The sequence below is a fragment of the Turicibacter sp. KK003 genome, assembly GCF_037014675.1.
In the GTDB taxonomy this organism is placed as follows: Bacteria; Bacillota_I; Bacilli_A; order MOL361; family Turicibacteraceae; genus Turicibacter; species Turicibacter faecis.
In genome coordinates this window covers 1,750,694-1,765,460 of the sequence record NZ_CP142738.1, presented here as the reverse complement: position 1 = coordinate 1,765,460, position 14,767 = coordinate 1,750,694, and the positions used below count along the sequence as shown (strand labels likewise).

Genomic DNA, 14,767 nt, shown 5'->3' with positions numbered 1-14,767 from the left:
CATTATGGTATCGAAGAAAAAAGCAGCAGAAATGATAGATGTGATGGAAGAATTATTTCCAGATGCCCATTGTGAGTTGAATTTTACGAATGAATTTGAATTGGTCCTTGCTGTGTTACTATCAGCTCAAACGACGGATAAAAGTGTAAATAAACTAACGGCGCAATTATTTCAAAAATATAAGACACCTGAAGATTATTTAGAGGTGACGCTTGAAGAGCTTGAACAGGATTTAAGGACGATTGGGCTTTATCGAAGTAAAGCAAAAAATATTCAGGCGTTATGTCGTTTGTTAATTGAGGAATATCAAGGCGTTGTCCCGCATATATTTGAAGAGTTGGTAAAGTTACCGGGTGTGGGGAGAAAGACGGCTAATGTTGTACTATCTGTTGGTTTTAATGTTCCACGAATAGCGGTGGATACACATGTGGAACGGGTATCAAAGCGATTGGGATTCGCCAAAGCGGATGATACGGTATTAGAGGTGGAACATAAATTGATGAAGTTAATTAAAGAGGATCGTTGGTCTAAGTCACACCATTTAATGATCTTCTTTGGCAGATATCATTGTACGGCCAAAAATCCTAAATGTGAAACCTGCCCACTCTTTACAAATTGTAAGGAAGGGAAGAAATTAATAAAGAAGGCAAAATAAAAAGGACTCCATGAAAGGAATCCTTTTTATTTTATTTAATTAGTCTGTTGAGTCATCATTTTCAGGAAATCCTAGAATGCCTGAGTTCTCATCATCTGGAAGGTCATCAGGTGACTGATCGGGTGATTGGTCAGGTCCAGTACTTGGTGGCGGCGTTGTTGAATCATTGCCTTTAGGTCCTTTTGAAATAGTAATGGTTAAGGTTGAACCTGGGGAAATAGCCGATCCAATTCCAGGATTTGAACCAATATAAGCTCCTTTTGGTAATGTTGCATGGAATTCTTCTTTAATTGAGACATTGACTGAATTTAATGAAGCCCACGCTTGATACTGACTAATGAAATCAGACTCATTTTTAAAGTTTGGTACAACTAATTGAGCCGACGCGATGACAACACTTAATGTTTCACCTGGGAAAATTGTACCTGTTGCCGGAGAGGTTGAAAGAACAAGACCGGCATCTACTTCATTTGATGCTGTTTCCGAGTAAGAAACATTAACTCCATTTGTTGATGCCCATTCTTCAACTTGTTGTTTTGTCCAACCTTTCATATTAGGGATGGTCACAGGTTTTGAGCAATTTTCACAGTTGATTGTAATAGAATTAGAGTTTTCACTTGTTAGGGCACCTGAATTTTCGTAACGTGCACGAATGTAGAAATCCTTGTAGCGTGCCATATCACCAATTGAAACATTATCAATTGTTAAGGCATTACTTGTGGTTGAACCTAGTAAGACTTCACTACCAGCGTAATCTCGTGCATAAACATCATAAACTGTTGCTCCGATAATCTGAATTTGTTTTAGCATCATGCGCAGTTCAGATTCGGTTGGATTTAATTTAGGCATCTGACTAATATTCGTTGCCTTTGTTGCTAAACTTGCGGCGTTAGCAATCTGAGAAGTGATTTCAGAGGTTGAAAGTGTATATCCTTTGATATGGTCCCATGAAAACTGAAGAGCTGAACCTGTATAAGAACCTGCAAAGTTTTTAGGGGTACTTAATTGTTGGAAACGAGTAGATGTTCCCTTAGGTCCATGTCCTTTAATAAATAACTCAGATGAAATATATTGACTTGGTGTAAATTTCGATGGCGATTGTACTTCACCGTCTTTATCACCACTTTCTTGCTCGATTGAATGGGATTGAATGCTGCTTGGACGCTTAGGTTCCTCATATCCTGCAGGATTTAAGTACTTCATCAATGTGTTGAAGACATACCATGGTTTAGATTGTGAGGATTGTGTAATGTATCCGTCTTTATTTTCATTAAATCCTGTCCAAATAGCGGCAGTATAGTAATTAGAATAACCAACAAACCATGAATCGCGAATGGCATTGTCAGGATATCCATATTTTGAACGTTCAGATGGATCAAGGTTTGTTGTTCCTGTTTTTCCAGATAAGTACATGCTACCGACATTAGCTGTTGTTCCTGTTCCCTCAGTCATAACGGTATGTAGCATATCTGTTAGTAAATAGGCTGTTTCCTCACTGATTGCACGATGAGATTCTTGGTCTGCCTTAATGACAGTTCCATCATTTGTAATAATTTTTTCAACTGTAATCGGCTCGTTATAGATTCCACCATTTCCAAATGTTGCATAGGCCGCTGCCATTTGAAGAGGCGAGTATCCTGTTGAAGCTCCACCGATGGCCATTGATTCATATAATGTTTCTTCATCGTTAAACTCAAATCCTAAGTTTTCAGCAAAGGCTTGAACATCTTTTGCTCCTACAGCATTAAAGGCTTTTACGGCAGGAACGTTTAATGATTTGTTAAGGGCATAACGGATTGTCATACGCCCTTGATATTCATGGTTATAGTTATGGACAATACGTCCACTTCCATCTTGATAGGTATATAATTCATCATCAAGTGTTGTCCCAGATCCCCATTTTAAATATTCGATCGCCGGTCCATATGCGAAGATGGGTTTAGCGGTTGAACCCGGTTGACGTTTTAATTGTGTCGCAAAGTTAACTCCACGCTCTACGCCTTCTTCATTAACGCCACCACCAATCGCACGAACTTGTCCGGTTTGGGTATCCATAAAAACAATTCCTGATTGAACATCTGTTGACTTAGCTAATCCAGTTGCCGACCAATCAACATACTTGTTAGAGTTTTGGATATCGTAAACAAGTGATTGCGCCTCAGGGTCTAAAGTCGTGTAGATTTGAAGACCAGAGTAAGGGTCTAAATCATATTTGTTTTCGATTTCATTTAAGACGGCATCAATGAATGACTGATACTTCGTATTATCGAATTCATCTGATTTATGATAAACGAGCATATCAGTAATCGGTTCAGCAGCAGCGAGATTTGCTAAGTCTTTTGTGATATAACCGTGCTTAACCATTAATTTTAAAACGATATCGCGACGTTTTTCTGCCGAATCGGCATAGCGGTCAGGACGGTAATTTTCAGGTGCCTGTACAAGCCCTGCCAATGTTGCGGCTTGAGAAAGGGTTAAATCATTTGCTGTTGTCCCAAAATAGTATTCTGCCGCTTTTTGAATCCCATTGATTCCACCCCCGAAAGGTGAATAATTTAAATAGGCTTCAATGATTTGTTCTTTTGTTAGTTGTTTTTCAATTTTAATAGCTAGGTATAATTCTTTGATTTTACGATCAATACTTTTTTCACTTGTTAAGTGTGTTTGCTTAATTAGCTGTTGTGTTAATGTACTTGCACCTTGATCAAAATCACCCGATTGAAGGTTTCCGATGAGGGCGACTAGGAAACGTTGCCAATCGGCACCTGAATGCTCATAGAATTTTGAATCCTCTGTTGCAATAATTGCATCAATTAACACAGGAGAGATATCTTGGTAGGAAACCCATTCACGCTTTTGGATTCCGAGCTCATCGATAATATTTCCATCCTTATCATAAATGATTGTTGATTCTGTTGCATAAATTTTTGATACATCGAGTTCAGGAGCTGTCTCAATTGTTTTTATGAGAATAAAACTCCCGATCATCATGGCAGCAATTCCCCCTAGCAGCCCCACTAATATAAAGGATTTAAATACAGTCCCAATTGCTTGGAGCAGGGTGAAGGAAAATTTACCTTTGTTTTTCTTCATCTAAGTCACCACCTTATAGTATTATAAGAAAAGTTCTTCAACTACTTTTAAGTAATCAATTCGTGGAAAAGCTCCTTCAGGAATCATCGTTCCATATTGCGCAAATTCTTTCCGAGAAATAGAACGTCTACTACCTAATTTATATTCTTGCCAAAACGTTGCAAGGTTTTCACACGGTAGTAGATAAATTTCATTAAATTTTGCAAATTTTACGAGTAAAAAAGTTATCCCCCCATTTTTATTGACGGCCATCATATGATTTACTTGATGCTCGTGTAAATTCTGTAAAGGAAAGAGAGTAGCGTTTAAAGTTTCCTTGGCTTCAAAATCAATGTATTTCCCTTTAAAGACTCCATTGAAGTCTGTTGTAGAGGGCGTTCTAAAGTATGCCTCTGTAATGACAGCTGCTGCACGTTTAGGGTAATGAACTTTAACAATTTGAACAGGAGTCGGCTTTTTATGAATAACCGCCTTATTGGCTGCCAAATAATGTTCATTTGATTTTGTTAAATCATCTTCAAAAGACATTCCGCGCTTTCCAAATGAAATTGTTTTTTCGCTCGTACTCTTAAGTGTTGGTTTCTTTTTATGAGGATAATTTACCACAGAATTATACACCTCCTAACTCTATATCTTATCAAATAATAGGTAAAAAAGCTAATCTTTAATCAGATTTCATGTTTAATTCATACAATTTATAGACGTATTGTATTATTTTTACATTTGACAATTTCGTCTGTTTTTGACATAATGAATGTTACATAGCAATTGGGTAATTGCGCTGTCCTTTTGGATGGTGAGGAAAGTCCATGCTCGCACAATCTGAGATGATTGTAGTGTTCGTGCCTAACGAAACAATAAGTTAGGGCAGTTAATCATTAACTGACGGCTGGGAACGTACCTAAGTCTTTAGATAGGGTATTATTACCTTTAAAAGTGCCACAGTGACGATGTCGTTTGGAAACAAACGAAGTGGAACGGGTAAACCCCACGAGCGAGAAACCCAAATTTGGTAGGGGCACTCCTAAAGCAGAAATGAATGCATATGGGAGGTAAAGTGAAAACTTTACAGACAGATAATTACCGCCTGAGTACGAGGAGGCATCCGCTTGAGTACAACGGTACAGAACATGGCTTATAGATTGCTATTCATGTAAAAAGCACAACAATTAGTTGTGTTTTTTTTATTAATAAAATAGAGGGTTTATGTATGAATCGATGAATTTAACTAAACCTATGAAAAGGATTAAAGTTTAAACAGGGTCATCTGATGAACTGTTGGATAGAGAAAATAAACCATTCTTTACAAAAAAATACCTATATTTACTTTTTTATTAAATATAGGTATGCTATTATTAGTTTAGTTTGCTTATAAAAGGATGTTTGTGGGAGGTGCCAAGATGGATTTTTCAAATAAAGAAAGCAATCAACAATTAGCTGATTATTTGCGAGAACAACGACAAAATCAAAACCTTGACCTAGAAGAAGTATCTGCTAAAATTGGTGTTCCAATTCAGCATTTAAAAAGTATTGAGCAAGGTGATTTTGAACGATTTGATTCGTTTTATTTGAAAATGTATATTAAAAAGTATGCAACATATTTATCGTTGAATGTTGGGGAGTTGTATCAACAATTTTACGGAAATCAAATTCAAAAAGAGGTTGAGGTAAAAATTCATAAGCAACAGGTTGAAAGAAGAAATCAAAACCTAGGACGGATTGCGGGGGTTATTTGCGGTATTTTAGTCATCGGGCTAGGCATTTTTTATGTCGTTGATATGGTTAAAAGTGCAGAGCCGAAAGAGGATAAAAATATTGTAATTAATAATCCAAATTCTTCAACGTTACTTGAGGCTGAGAAGAAGGAAGATAAAGATCTCAGTGAAGAGAAACCATCAAAACAGGATGAAGCTCCTAAGGCTGAGGAACCTGTTGTGAATGAAACGGTGGATATAAAATTAATTTCTCAACAAAATAAAGAACTTGTTTTTGATGTGACAACCAAAAAAACTGAGGTAGATTTAAAGTTAGAATTTACCGCATCTTGTTGGTTGAGTATGACGCTAGGAACGCAGAATCTAATTCCAGGGGAAACGTATCAAGCGGGCGGAGTATTTGAGCATAAAGTAACGAATGATCAGTTTGGAACGTTAGAACTGAATGTCGGGGATGCAACAGCAGTTCGTGTTTTAGTTGATAATCAACCGCTTGAATTTCAACCATCAAGTCCGCATCAATATATAAAAATTAATCTGAAAACTGAGTAGGTGTGAGTATGAACTTAGCAAATAAGTTAACATTGTTACGTATTATTTTAATTCCATTTTTTATTGTGTGTTTCTATATTCCAAGTTTAATTGTCAACACAGTAGCTGTTAATAATTATTTAATTCCCTATGCGAACCTTTTAGGGTTAATTATCTTTTTATTAGCTGCAATTACTGATTTTATTGACGGTTATGTGGCGCGAAAATATAATATGATTACTGATTTTGGAAAATTTATGGACCCGTTAGCGGATAAACTATTAGTAACAGCAGCTCTTTTAGTTTTACTAGAAAATGGTTTGATTTCAGGATGGGTTGTCTTTGTTATTTTAGCTCGTGAGTTTATTGTAACAGGATTTAGAACCATTGCAGCTTCAAAAGGTGTTGTTATTGCAGCGGGATGGCTAGGGAAGATTAAAACGGTTGTTCAATTTATGATGATTTCCACTTTATTGTTATTAAATTATCCATTTGAGATTTTCAACTGGCCGGTGGATCGAATTTTCATTGCATTAGCTGTTGTCTTAACAGTTGCCTCAGGTGTTGAATATATCTACAAAAATTTACATATTTTCGATGAAGCGAAGTAAGATAGAACAAAAAAGCGAACAAGTTTTCGCTTTTTTGTTGCTTTTAGAGAAAAATTAGTTTATTATTAAAATAAATTAAAGGAATTTAGACCTAAAATGGGTATGTTAAAAGTAGATAGAAAAAATAAAACAGGATCTAGGAGGATATAGTTGATGAGTAATAATCGTGAAGCTGCGCTTATGCAAGCGTTGAAAAGTATTGAAAAGCAATACGGTAAAGGATCTGTCATGAAGTTAGGAGAAAAAACGGATACTCGAATAGAGGTTATTTCGTCGGGATCTTTAGCGTTAGACTCGGCCTTAGGTGTTGGTGGTTATCCTCGTGGACGTGTCATTGAAATTTATGGTCCAGAGAGTTCTGGTAAAACAACTTTTGCATTACATGCGATTGCAGAAGTACAAAAATCAGGTGGAACGGCAGCTTTTATTGATGCAGAGCATGCCCTTGATCCAGCTTATGCGGCAAAATTAGGTGTAGATACAGACGAGTTACTTGTTTCCCAACCAGATACTGGGGAACAGGCGTTAGAAATTGCCGAGGCTTTAGTTCGAAGTGGAGCTATTGATATTTTAGTTGTCGATTCAGTAGCGGCATTAGTTCCACGTGCGGAAATTGAAGGGGAGATGGGTGATTCGCATGTTGGATTACAGGCTCGCCTTATGTCACAGGCTTTACGTAAATTATCTGGAGCAATTAATACGACAAAGACAATTGCAATCTTTATTAACCAAATTCGTGAGAAAGTTGGAATTATGTTTGGTAACCCAGAAGTTACACCAGGTGGAAGAGCGTTAAAGTTCTATTCAACAATTAGACTTGAGGTGCGACGCGGTGAGGCGATTAAGCTTGGAACAGATATCGTCGGAAATGTTGCTAAGATTAAAGTTGTAAAAAATAAGGTAGCTCCTCCATTTAAAACAGTTGAGGTTGATGTGATGTACGGTGAAGGGGTATCTAAACAAGGTGAGATTCTCGATTTAGCGGTTGATTATAATATCATTGAAAAAAGCGGTTCTTGGTATTCTTATCGAGGAGAAAAGATGGGACAAGGACGTGAAAATGCTAAATTATTCCTTAAAGAAAATCCATTCATTATGGAAGAAATTGCAGACCTTATTCGAGCAGAATTGAATATTCCTACATCAGGACATGAGGAAATCATGATTGAGGAATAATAAAAAAGAGATAAATGAGTTGGGTAGACTCGTTTATCTCTTTTTCTATTGAAATTTACAGGGATTTATTGGCTCTTTGTCAAATCGTGTGGGTGAATAAAATCTATACATGTAATCAAGAGGAATTAGGCCATTCTTTAGACGGCTTGGTTCCTCTTCTTTTTTTGTTCAAAAGTGTATTTATGAATAATCAAAATTCTTGCTTTGAAATGGTAGAAACTACGGTATCCGAAGGCAATACGTTTAATGACTTTAATGTTATTGTTAATTCCTTCGAGTACTCCATTTGTATAAGGAGTTTCGATAGTATTTTTGACATAATCTTGATAATGAGTGAGTGTTTTTAAAGCTGTTTTCATTTCGTGTGAAAGCAGGTCAGAGGGGTGTTGAATGGCATGATGAAATATTTCAAGGTTACGAAGTTTAATAGCCTGTTGGACAGTTTGGTAGAAATCATAAGTCTCCTTTAGTTCAGGGTCTAGGGCTAATAAAAAGTCAATAATTTCTTGTTGAGAGATCATCTTTTTGAAGCAGTTGGAATAGAAGTAATGAGTGGCATTAAGATCTTCTTGGGCTTTTAAGAGAAGTCGCCAATAATGTTTGAATTTATTATAAAACTCTTTATTTTGATTCATGAAACGAATGCGTGTTTTATTAAGAGCACGAGAGACTAGTTGAACGATATGAAATTTATCTAAAACAATCTTAGCCTTAGGGAATACCTCTTTAATGAGTGTCATATAAGGGGCGTACATGTCAATGACGACGTGGGTTACACCTTCACGAGCTGCTTTAGAAAATCGCATAAAATAAGTCCTTAGTGTACTTAAGCGACGGTCTTCAACGATATCAATTAGCTTTCCATTGGACGCATCACAAAAAATGAAGGACATTGCTCCGTTCCCTACCAATGGAGGATACATGCTTCGCATGGCAGGTGACCCTCGGCCGATTTAACCGACTTAAACTCGTCAAAACAAAGAACTTTTGGGAGAGAATTAAAGGGAAGCGGCTGTTCTTCATAGGAAGAATGAATGACGCGGTTAACGGTTGAATGAGAAACGTTAAGCTCACGTGCAATATCTGTTTCGGATTTCTTATGACTAGCTTCTAAAAAGATGGCTTGTTTTACGGGAGTGGAAATAAAACAATTAGGGTTAACAAGAGATGTTTCTAGGGTAAATGTTCGGTCACAATGACGGCATTTATAACGTTGTTTTTTTAAGTCTAGATAAGCATCAAATCCGGAAATTTTGACTAGCTTAATACGTGAAGTTTTGAAGCCGTGTTTAATGATATTTGAGTCAAAAGAATGACCACAGTGGTAGCAATGAGTCGGTTGAAAAGAAAGAGTTCCCAAAATAAGTTTAGAACGAACATTCTTAATCTGAGTTTCTTGGATACAATTTTTTGAAAAAGTAATATTTTTATCTTTTAAATCAAGTAAAGTTGAGATACAATTAGTGTGAGACATAAACCCAATCCTTTCGTGTTGTTTTAGCCGATTACATTGTATAGGATTTTGGGGACTATGTCTCTTTTTTTGTCTTAATATTTATGGCAATCAAAAAGGTGTGAGTAATCCCACCCACACCAAATATTATAGAACCTTTATTTTTTCTTGAACAACTCCTTCACCAATTTTTGGTGTTAGTTTTGGTTAGATTGGGGTGGAATTCTTGACATGTTATTACAATAATATTAAAATAAAGAATGTAGTATTATATCATAATGCTAATTATCTTAAAACTATAGAGCCGTTAAATAGATCTATGGCGGATAATCGTATATCAAATAATTGGAGGTGGACTTATGTCACAAATTATCATCTCCATTTTGCTAGTAGGGATAGGGTTAGTTATTGGGTATTTTATGAGAAAAAAGGTGTATGAGGCTGAGTTAGAGAGAGCACAACAAACAGCTGCACATATTATCTCAAAATCTGAAAAAGAAGCGGAATCAAAGAAAAAAGAGGCACTTTTAGAAACAAAAGAAGAGGTCCAACGACTTAAAGTTGGTGCAGAACGTGACATTAAGGAGAAGAAGACGGAACTTGTACGCTTAGAGGAACGTTTAGTCCAGAGAGAGGAAACTATTGATCGCCGTATTTTGAATTTAGAGAAGCGTGAAATGGCACTTGAAAAGAAAGATGAAGCCATCGCTGAAAAACAACTCGAACTAAAAGAACTAGAAAGCAAAGTGGAAGAAACTTTAGAAGGGCAACGACAAAAGTTAATTGAAATCTCGGGATTAACCGTGGATGAAGCCCGCGACATTATTTTTAAACAAGTTGAGGATGAGATGTCTCACGAGGTTGCGAAGTATATTAAAGAAGAGGAAGAGAAGGCGCGATTAGAAGCCGATAAAAAGGCGAAGGAATTAATTGTATTAGCCATTCAGAAATATGCTTCGGAACAGACAAGTGATTATAGTGTAAATGTTGTTAATTTACCTAGTGATGAAATGAAGGGACGTATTATTGGACGTGAGGGACGCAATATTCGTACGATTGAATCGTTAACAGGTGTGGATTTAATTATAGACGATACGCCAGAAGCGGTCGTTTTATCATGCTTTGATCCAATCCGACGTGAAATTGCTCGTATTACACTTGAGACCTTAGTTCAAGATGGGCGAATTCATCCAGCTCGAATTGAGGAAATCGTTGAAAAGACTCGTCGTGAAGTTGACTTGCGCATTCGCGAATATGGAGAAAATGCTGTATTTGAAGTTGGAATTGGTAAAGTTCATCCAGACTTGATGAAAATTTTAGGTCGACTTAATTACCGTACAAGTTATGGGCAAAATGTATTAAAGCACTCAATGGAGGTTGCATTTTTAGCTGGAATAATTGCTGCGGAGTTAGGGGAAGATGTTAAGTTAGCTAAACGAGCAGGATTATTGCACGATATTGGAAAAGCTGTTGACCATGAAGTTGAAGGTAGTCACGTTGAGATTGGAATAGAGTTAGCGACGCGTTATCGCGAACATCCAGTTGTCATCGATGGAATTGCATCGCATCATGGGGATCGTGAACCTCAAAGTTTAATTGCTGTCATTGTGGCAGCAGCCGATACATTATCTGCTGCTAGACCTGGAGCAAGAAGTGAATCATTAGAAAATTATGTGAAACGTTTGGAACAACTTGAAAACATTGCATGCCGTTTCGAAGGTGTTGAGAAGGCGTTTGCTATTCAAGCAGGACGTGAAGTTCGTGTCGCTGTTATTCCAGAACAATTAGATGATGTTCAAGCTCACCAAGTAGCTCGTGATATTCGTCAAACGATTGAAAATGAATTAGAATACCCTGGAAATATTAAAATAACAGTAATTCGTGAAACACGTGCTGTTGAAACCGCAAGATAACGAATAGGTATTAAATGGTGTAAGAGCTATTAATGGGGATTCATTAATAGCTCTTTACTATGTGTAAGGAAAGAATCATTTACGGTGTGTGTCTTAATCCTCGTTAGGCACACCCTAGTTAAAGAGATGTACCGATATTGGGATTTTTACTAGATGAACAGGGGACGCGGTGAACTTTAGATGATGTGGTGTCTTTTACGACCTCATGACGATGGGTTAAGATAGGGCTTTAAAATGTGGAAAGTAGCACGGGCTATTTAGAGAAATAAAAGAGTTTAACGAGTGATAGATCATTAACAACGAGTGAATTGACGACTAGAAAGGCGGATAACATGAAAATTTTATTTATTGGAGATATTTATGGATCGTTGGGACGAGAAATGATTAAGGAGAAACTACCTAAAATTAAGGAGAAATACAAACCTCATTTTATTATTGCTAATGGTGAGAATATTTGTCATGGAAAAGGGATTAATGAAAAGTACTATAAATTCTTACTTGAACAAGGGGTTAATGTTATTACGCTTGGAAATCATACATGGGATAATCGTTCGGTCTTTGATTTTATTGACGATACAGATAAATTGATTCGTCCGGCTAATTTTCCAGATTCTAACCCGGGTAAGGGGTTAACTTTTGTTAAGTTTAATGCCTACGAGGTAGCGGTAATTTCTATTCAGGGGCGTACTTTTATGCCGATGAGTAATTGTCCATTTGAAAAGGTAGATAAGTTGATTGAAGAGGCTAAAAAGCGCACGAATATTATATTTGTTGATTTTCATGCAGAGGCAACAAGTGAAAAGGTAGCGATGGGGTATTTTTTAGATGGACGTGCTAGTGCCGTTGTCGGGACGCATACCCATGTGCCAACGGCAGATGAGCGAGTTTTAGCTAAAGGAACGGCCTATATTACGGACGTTGGAATGACTGGACCTTTAGACGGAGTAATTGGGGTTGAACGTGAAAATGTTATTAATAAGTTTATAACAGGGCTTCCTATTCGTTTCAATGCTCTTGAACAAGGAGCGGCACAACTAAATGCTGTCTTAGTAGATATTAACGAAAAGACTGGGAAAGCTACTGCAATTGAGCGTATCAATTTGAAAAAAGAATCTGCTTTTTAAAAAGTAGTCATTTAATTACTTTAAAGTAGTCATTTAATTGTTTTTGCGTGCATAGAATGTCTGTGTAAAACAAAAACAGAGGGGGACTACTATGGAAGTATTAAAAGTATCATCAAAATCAAATCCAAATTCAGTTGCGGGAGCATTAGCTAATGCATTTCGTGAGAGAGGGCTTGTTGAAATTCAAGCAATTGGGGCAGGAGCATTAAATCAAGCAGTGAAGGCTATTGCTATCGCTCGAGGATATGTAGCTCCAACAGGTAAAGATTTAATTTGTATTCCAGCGTTTACGGATATCTTAATTGATGGAGAAGAGCGCACGGCGATTAAATTAATTGTGGAATCACGCCAGTAGCGAAAAAGCTAGTACCTTATGAGGTGCTAGCTTTTTTTTATGTGTCAAAACGGGTGGTTTACATTAGTTGATTATTTGATAGGATGTAATGTATAATAGACAAAGTGACTCAGGTTTTGTCACATAGCGAATGAAGTTGATGAATAAATCTTTAAATATAGGTGATAAAAATGAACGAACAACAAAAGGAATTATCGTTACAAGCAAATACGCAAAAAGGGGAAAAGGACTATAGCCGTTATTTTCAACGTCCAAGCATTAAAGATGCTCGTAAGCGTAGTCGTGAACAGGCACATGTCCACCGTGATTTTGCCATTGAAGAATCAATTAAAAACATTGGACAAGGGAAAAAGTATTTAATTCAAACTTATGGATGTCAGATGAACGAACATGATTCTGAGGCTATTATTGGAATTGCAGAGGAGTTAGGATATACAAAGGCTAACTCTCATGAAGAGGCGGATTTAATTATTTTAAATACGTGTGCCATCCGTGAAAATGCTGAGAACCGTGTTTTTGGTGAGTTAGGGCGTTTAAAACCATTAAAACGAACAAATCCGGATTTAATATTAGGAGTTTGCGGATGTATGTCGCAAGAAGAAAAAGTCGTGAACCAAATCATGGAGAAACATCAACATGTCGATCTTGTTTTTGGAACACACAATATCTACCGCTTACCAGAATATATCCATAATGCCTTAATGGGGAAAGAGCGTGTCATTGAAGTGTGGTCTCAAGAAGGGGAAATCATTGAGAATATGCCACGTACTCGTCAAGGGCATACTAAGGCATGGGTAAATATTATGTATGGTTGCGATGAGTTCTGTACATACTGTATCGTTCCTTACACACGCGGTAAAGAACGAAGCCGCTTACCAGAGGATATCATTGCTGAGATTAAGCACTTAGCGGAAGAAGGATATCAAGAAGTAACCTTACTTGGACAAAATGTTAATGCCTATGGGAAAGACTTTAAAGACCGTGAATACACATTTGGTGATTTATTAAATGACTTACATGAAATTGACATTCCACGTATTCGTTTTACGACATCTCATCCACGTGATTTTGATGAAAAGACGATTAATGCATTAGCAAAACGTGGAAACTTAATGGAACACATTCATTTACCTGTTCAGTCAGGAAATAATGAAGTGTTAAAACGTATGAACCGTAAATATACACGTGAGATGTACTTACAATTAGTACGCGACTTAAAAGCAGCTATTCCAGGGGTATCAATTACAACGGATATTATTGTTGGGTTCCCTGGGGAAACAGAAGAACAATTCCAAGAGACTTTATCATTAGTTGAAGAAGTAGGTTATGAAGGGGCCTTTACATTTATTTTCTCACCACGTGAAGGAACACCTGCTGCGAAAATGGAGGATAATGTTTCTGAAGCTGAGAAAAAGGATCGTTTAAACCGTTTAAATGAGGCTATTAACCGAGGATTCCGTGCAGGAAATAAACGATTCGAAGGTCAAATTGTAGAAGTTTTAGTTGAGGGAACAAGCAAAAACGATGATACAATGTTAGCAGGTTACACTCGTCATAATAAACTCGTTAACTTCAAAGGTGATGAGAAAAAGATTGGTCAAGTTGTTAAGGTTAAAATTACAGAGGCTAAAACATGGCACTTAACTGGGGAAATGGTATCGGATGATAGTATTAACTAATTTACCGTCTTTTGAGCGCTTGAGTGAAAAATTAGCGAATGATCCTGTGATTGAGCGATATGTTATGCTAACTAAAAAAGTTCATCAAAATAAAAAACTACTCGCCATGTATGACGAGTATATAAAGAAACAAAAGGAAGTTATAAAGTTTGACCATTATGGAAAATCTAATGCCAAATCTCAAAAAGAGAATGAGTTAAAAGCGTTAGAGGAGGAACTTTATAACCATCCTCTCTTTAATGAATATATTCAAATCCAAATTGAGTTAAATGAACTCTTTTCGACGATGGCTCATATAATACAGTATAAGGTTAATAAACATCTTAGTGAATAGCTAAGATGTTTTTAATTTTAGGATGAATGAGGATAGGAAGTAAGACAAATACACTTTTCCTACGAAAAAGAAAACCTTATAAAATGATTTAATTAAGTATCAAATAGGTGAAGAGCTGAATATAGTAT

At 36.7% G+C, this 14,767-nt stretch carries 13 protein-coding genes and 1 other RNA gene; 10 read left to right on the top strand and 4 right to left on the bottom strand.

Annotated features, from left to right (window positions below; genetic code table 11):
- Positions 1-4 precede the first annotated feature (4 nt).
- Positions 5-655 (top strand): endonuclease III, encoded by a 651-nt coding sequence (nth, locus tag VXM77_RS08670; protein ID WP_161832657.1) that lies wholly within the window; start codon positions 5-7, stop codon positions 653-655.
- 39 nt (positions 656-694) lie between these two features.
- Here the strand turns inward: nth and VXM77_RS08665 are convergent, their stop codons facing one another.
- Together VXM77_RS08665 and recU are read right to left on the bottom strand one after the other, a co-directional pair.
- The gene (locus VXM77_RS08665; protein ID WP_161832658.1) at positions 695-3,748 is read right to left on the bottom strand and encodes a PBP1A family penicillin-binding protein; all 3,054 of its coding nucleotides are present in this window, start codon (positions 3,746-3,748) and stop codon (positions 695-697) included.
- Between the two features lie 21 nt (positions 3,749-3,769).
- The gene (gene recU, locus VXM77_RS08660; RefSeq protein WP_161832659.1) at positions 3,770-4,354 is read right to left on the bottom strand and encodes a Holliday junction resolvase RecU; all 585 of its coding nucleotides are present in this window, start codon (positions 4,352-4,354) and stop codon (positions 3,770-3,772) included.
- 158 nt (positions 4,355-4,512) lie between these two features.
- Between recU and rnpB the strand changes: the two genes are divergently transcribed.
- The 4 genes from rnpB (at position 4,513) to recA (ending at position 7,781) form a co-directional block, all read left to right on the top strand.
- Positions 4,513-4,891: RNase P RNA component class B (gene rnpB / locus VXM77_RS08655), an RNA gene on the top strand.
- Between the two features lie 257 nt (positions 4,892-5,148).
- Positions 5,149-6,015 (top strand): RodZ domain-containing protein, encoded by an 867-nt coding sequence (locus tag VXM77_RS08650; RefSeq protein WP_161832660.1) that lies wholly within the window; start codon positions 5,149-5,151, stop codon positions 6,013-6,015.
- A gap of 8 nt (positions 6,016-6,023) precedes the next feature.
- The gene (gene pgsA, locus VXM77_RS08645) at positions 6,024-6,605 is read left to right on the top strand and encodes a CDP-diacylglycerol--glycerol-3-phosphate 3-phosphatidyltransferase (protein WP_161832661.1); all 582 of its coding nucleotides are present in this window, start codon (positions 6,024-6,026) and stop codon (positions 6,603-6,605) included.
- A gap of 153 nt (positions 6,606-6,758) precedes the next feature.
- A complete protein-coding gene (gene recA, locus VXM77_RS08640; RefSeq protein WP_161832662.1) occupies positions 6,759-7,781 on the top strand; it encodes a recombinase RecA in 1,023 nt (340 codons plus the stop codon).
- A gap of 137 nt (positions 7,782-7,918) precedes the next feature.
- Here the strand turns inward: recA and VXM77_RS08635 are convergent, their stop codons facing one another.
- Both VXM77_RS08635 and VXM77_RS08630 read right to left on the bottom strand, forming a co-directional pair.
- Complete coding sequence (locus VXM77_RS08635; RefSeq protein WP_338506044.1) at positions 7,919-8,713, bottom strand: ISL3 family transposase; 795 nt, start codon at positions 8,711-8,713, stop codon at positions 7,919-7,921.
- The gene (locus VXM77_RS08630) at positions 8,686-9,255 is read right to left on the bottom strand and encodes a transposase family protein (RefSeq protein ID WP_338505899.1); all 570 of its coding nucleotides are present in this window, start codon (positions 9,253-9,255) and stop codon (positions 8,686-8,688) included. Before VXM77_RS08630 ends, VXM77_RS08635 begins: the two co-directional genes overlap by 28 nt.
- Before the next feature lie 338 nt (positions 9,256-9,593).
- Between VXM77_RS08630 and rny the strand changes: the two genes are divergently transcribed.
- From rny to VXM77_RS08605, 5 genes are all read left to right on the top strand, one after another.
- On the top strand, positions 9,594-11,147 hold the full coding sequence (gene rny / locus VXM77_RS08625) for a ribonuclease Y (RefSeq protein ID WP_338506042.1): 1,554 nt from the start codon (positions 9,594-9,596) through the stop codon (positions 11,145-11,147).
- Between the two features lie 332 nt (positions 11,148-11,479).
- On the top strand, positions 11,480-12,271 hold the full coding sequence (locus VXM77_RS08620) for a TIGR00282 family metallophosphoesterase (RefSeq protein WP_161831942.1): 792 nt from the start codon (positions 11,480-11,482) through the stop codon (positions 12,269-12,271).
- Between the two features lie 91 nt (positions 12,272-12,362).
- The gene (locus tag VXM77_RS08615) at positions 12,363-12,626 is read left to right on the top strand and encodes a stage V sporulation protein S (protein WP_006785428.1); all 264 of its coding nucleotides are present in this window, start codon (positions 12,363-12,365) and stop codon (positions 12,624-12,626) included.
- Positions 12,627-12,796: 170 nt separating this feature from the next.
- On the top strand, positions 12,797-14,305 hold the full coding sequence (gene miaB / locus VXM77_RS08610; protein ID WP_161831943.1) for a tRNA (N6-isopentenyl adenosine(37)-C2)-methylthiotransferase MiaB: 1,509 nt from the start codon (positions 12,797-12,799) through the stop codon (positions 14,303-14,305).
- Positions 14,289-14,639 (top strand): YlbF family regulator, encoded by a 351-nt coding sequence (locus VXM77_RS08605; protein WP_161831944.1) that lies wholly within the window; start codon positions 14,289-14,291, stop codon positions 14,637-14,639. Before miaB ends, VXM77_RS08605 begins: the two co-directional genes overlap by 17 nt.
- Positions 14,640-14,767 lie beyond the last annotated feature (128 nt).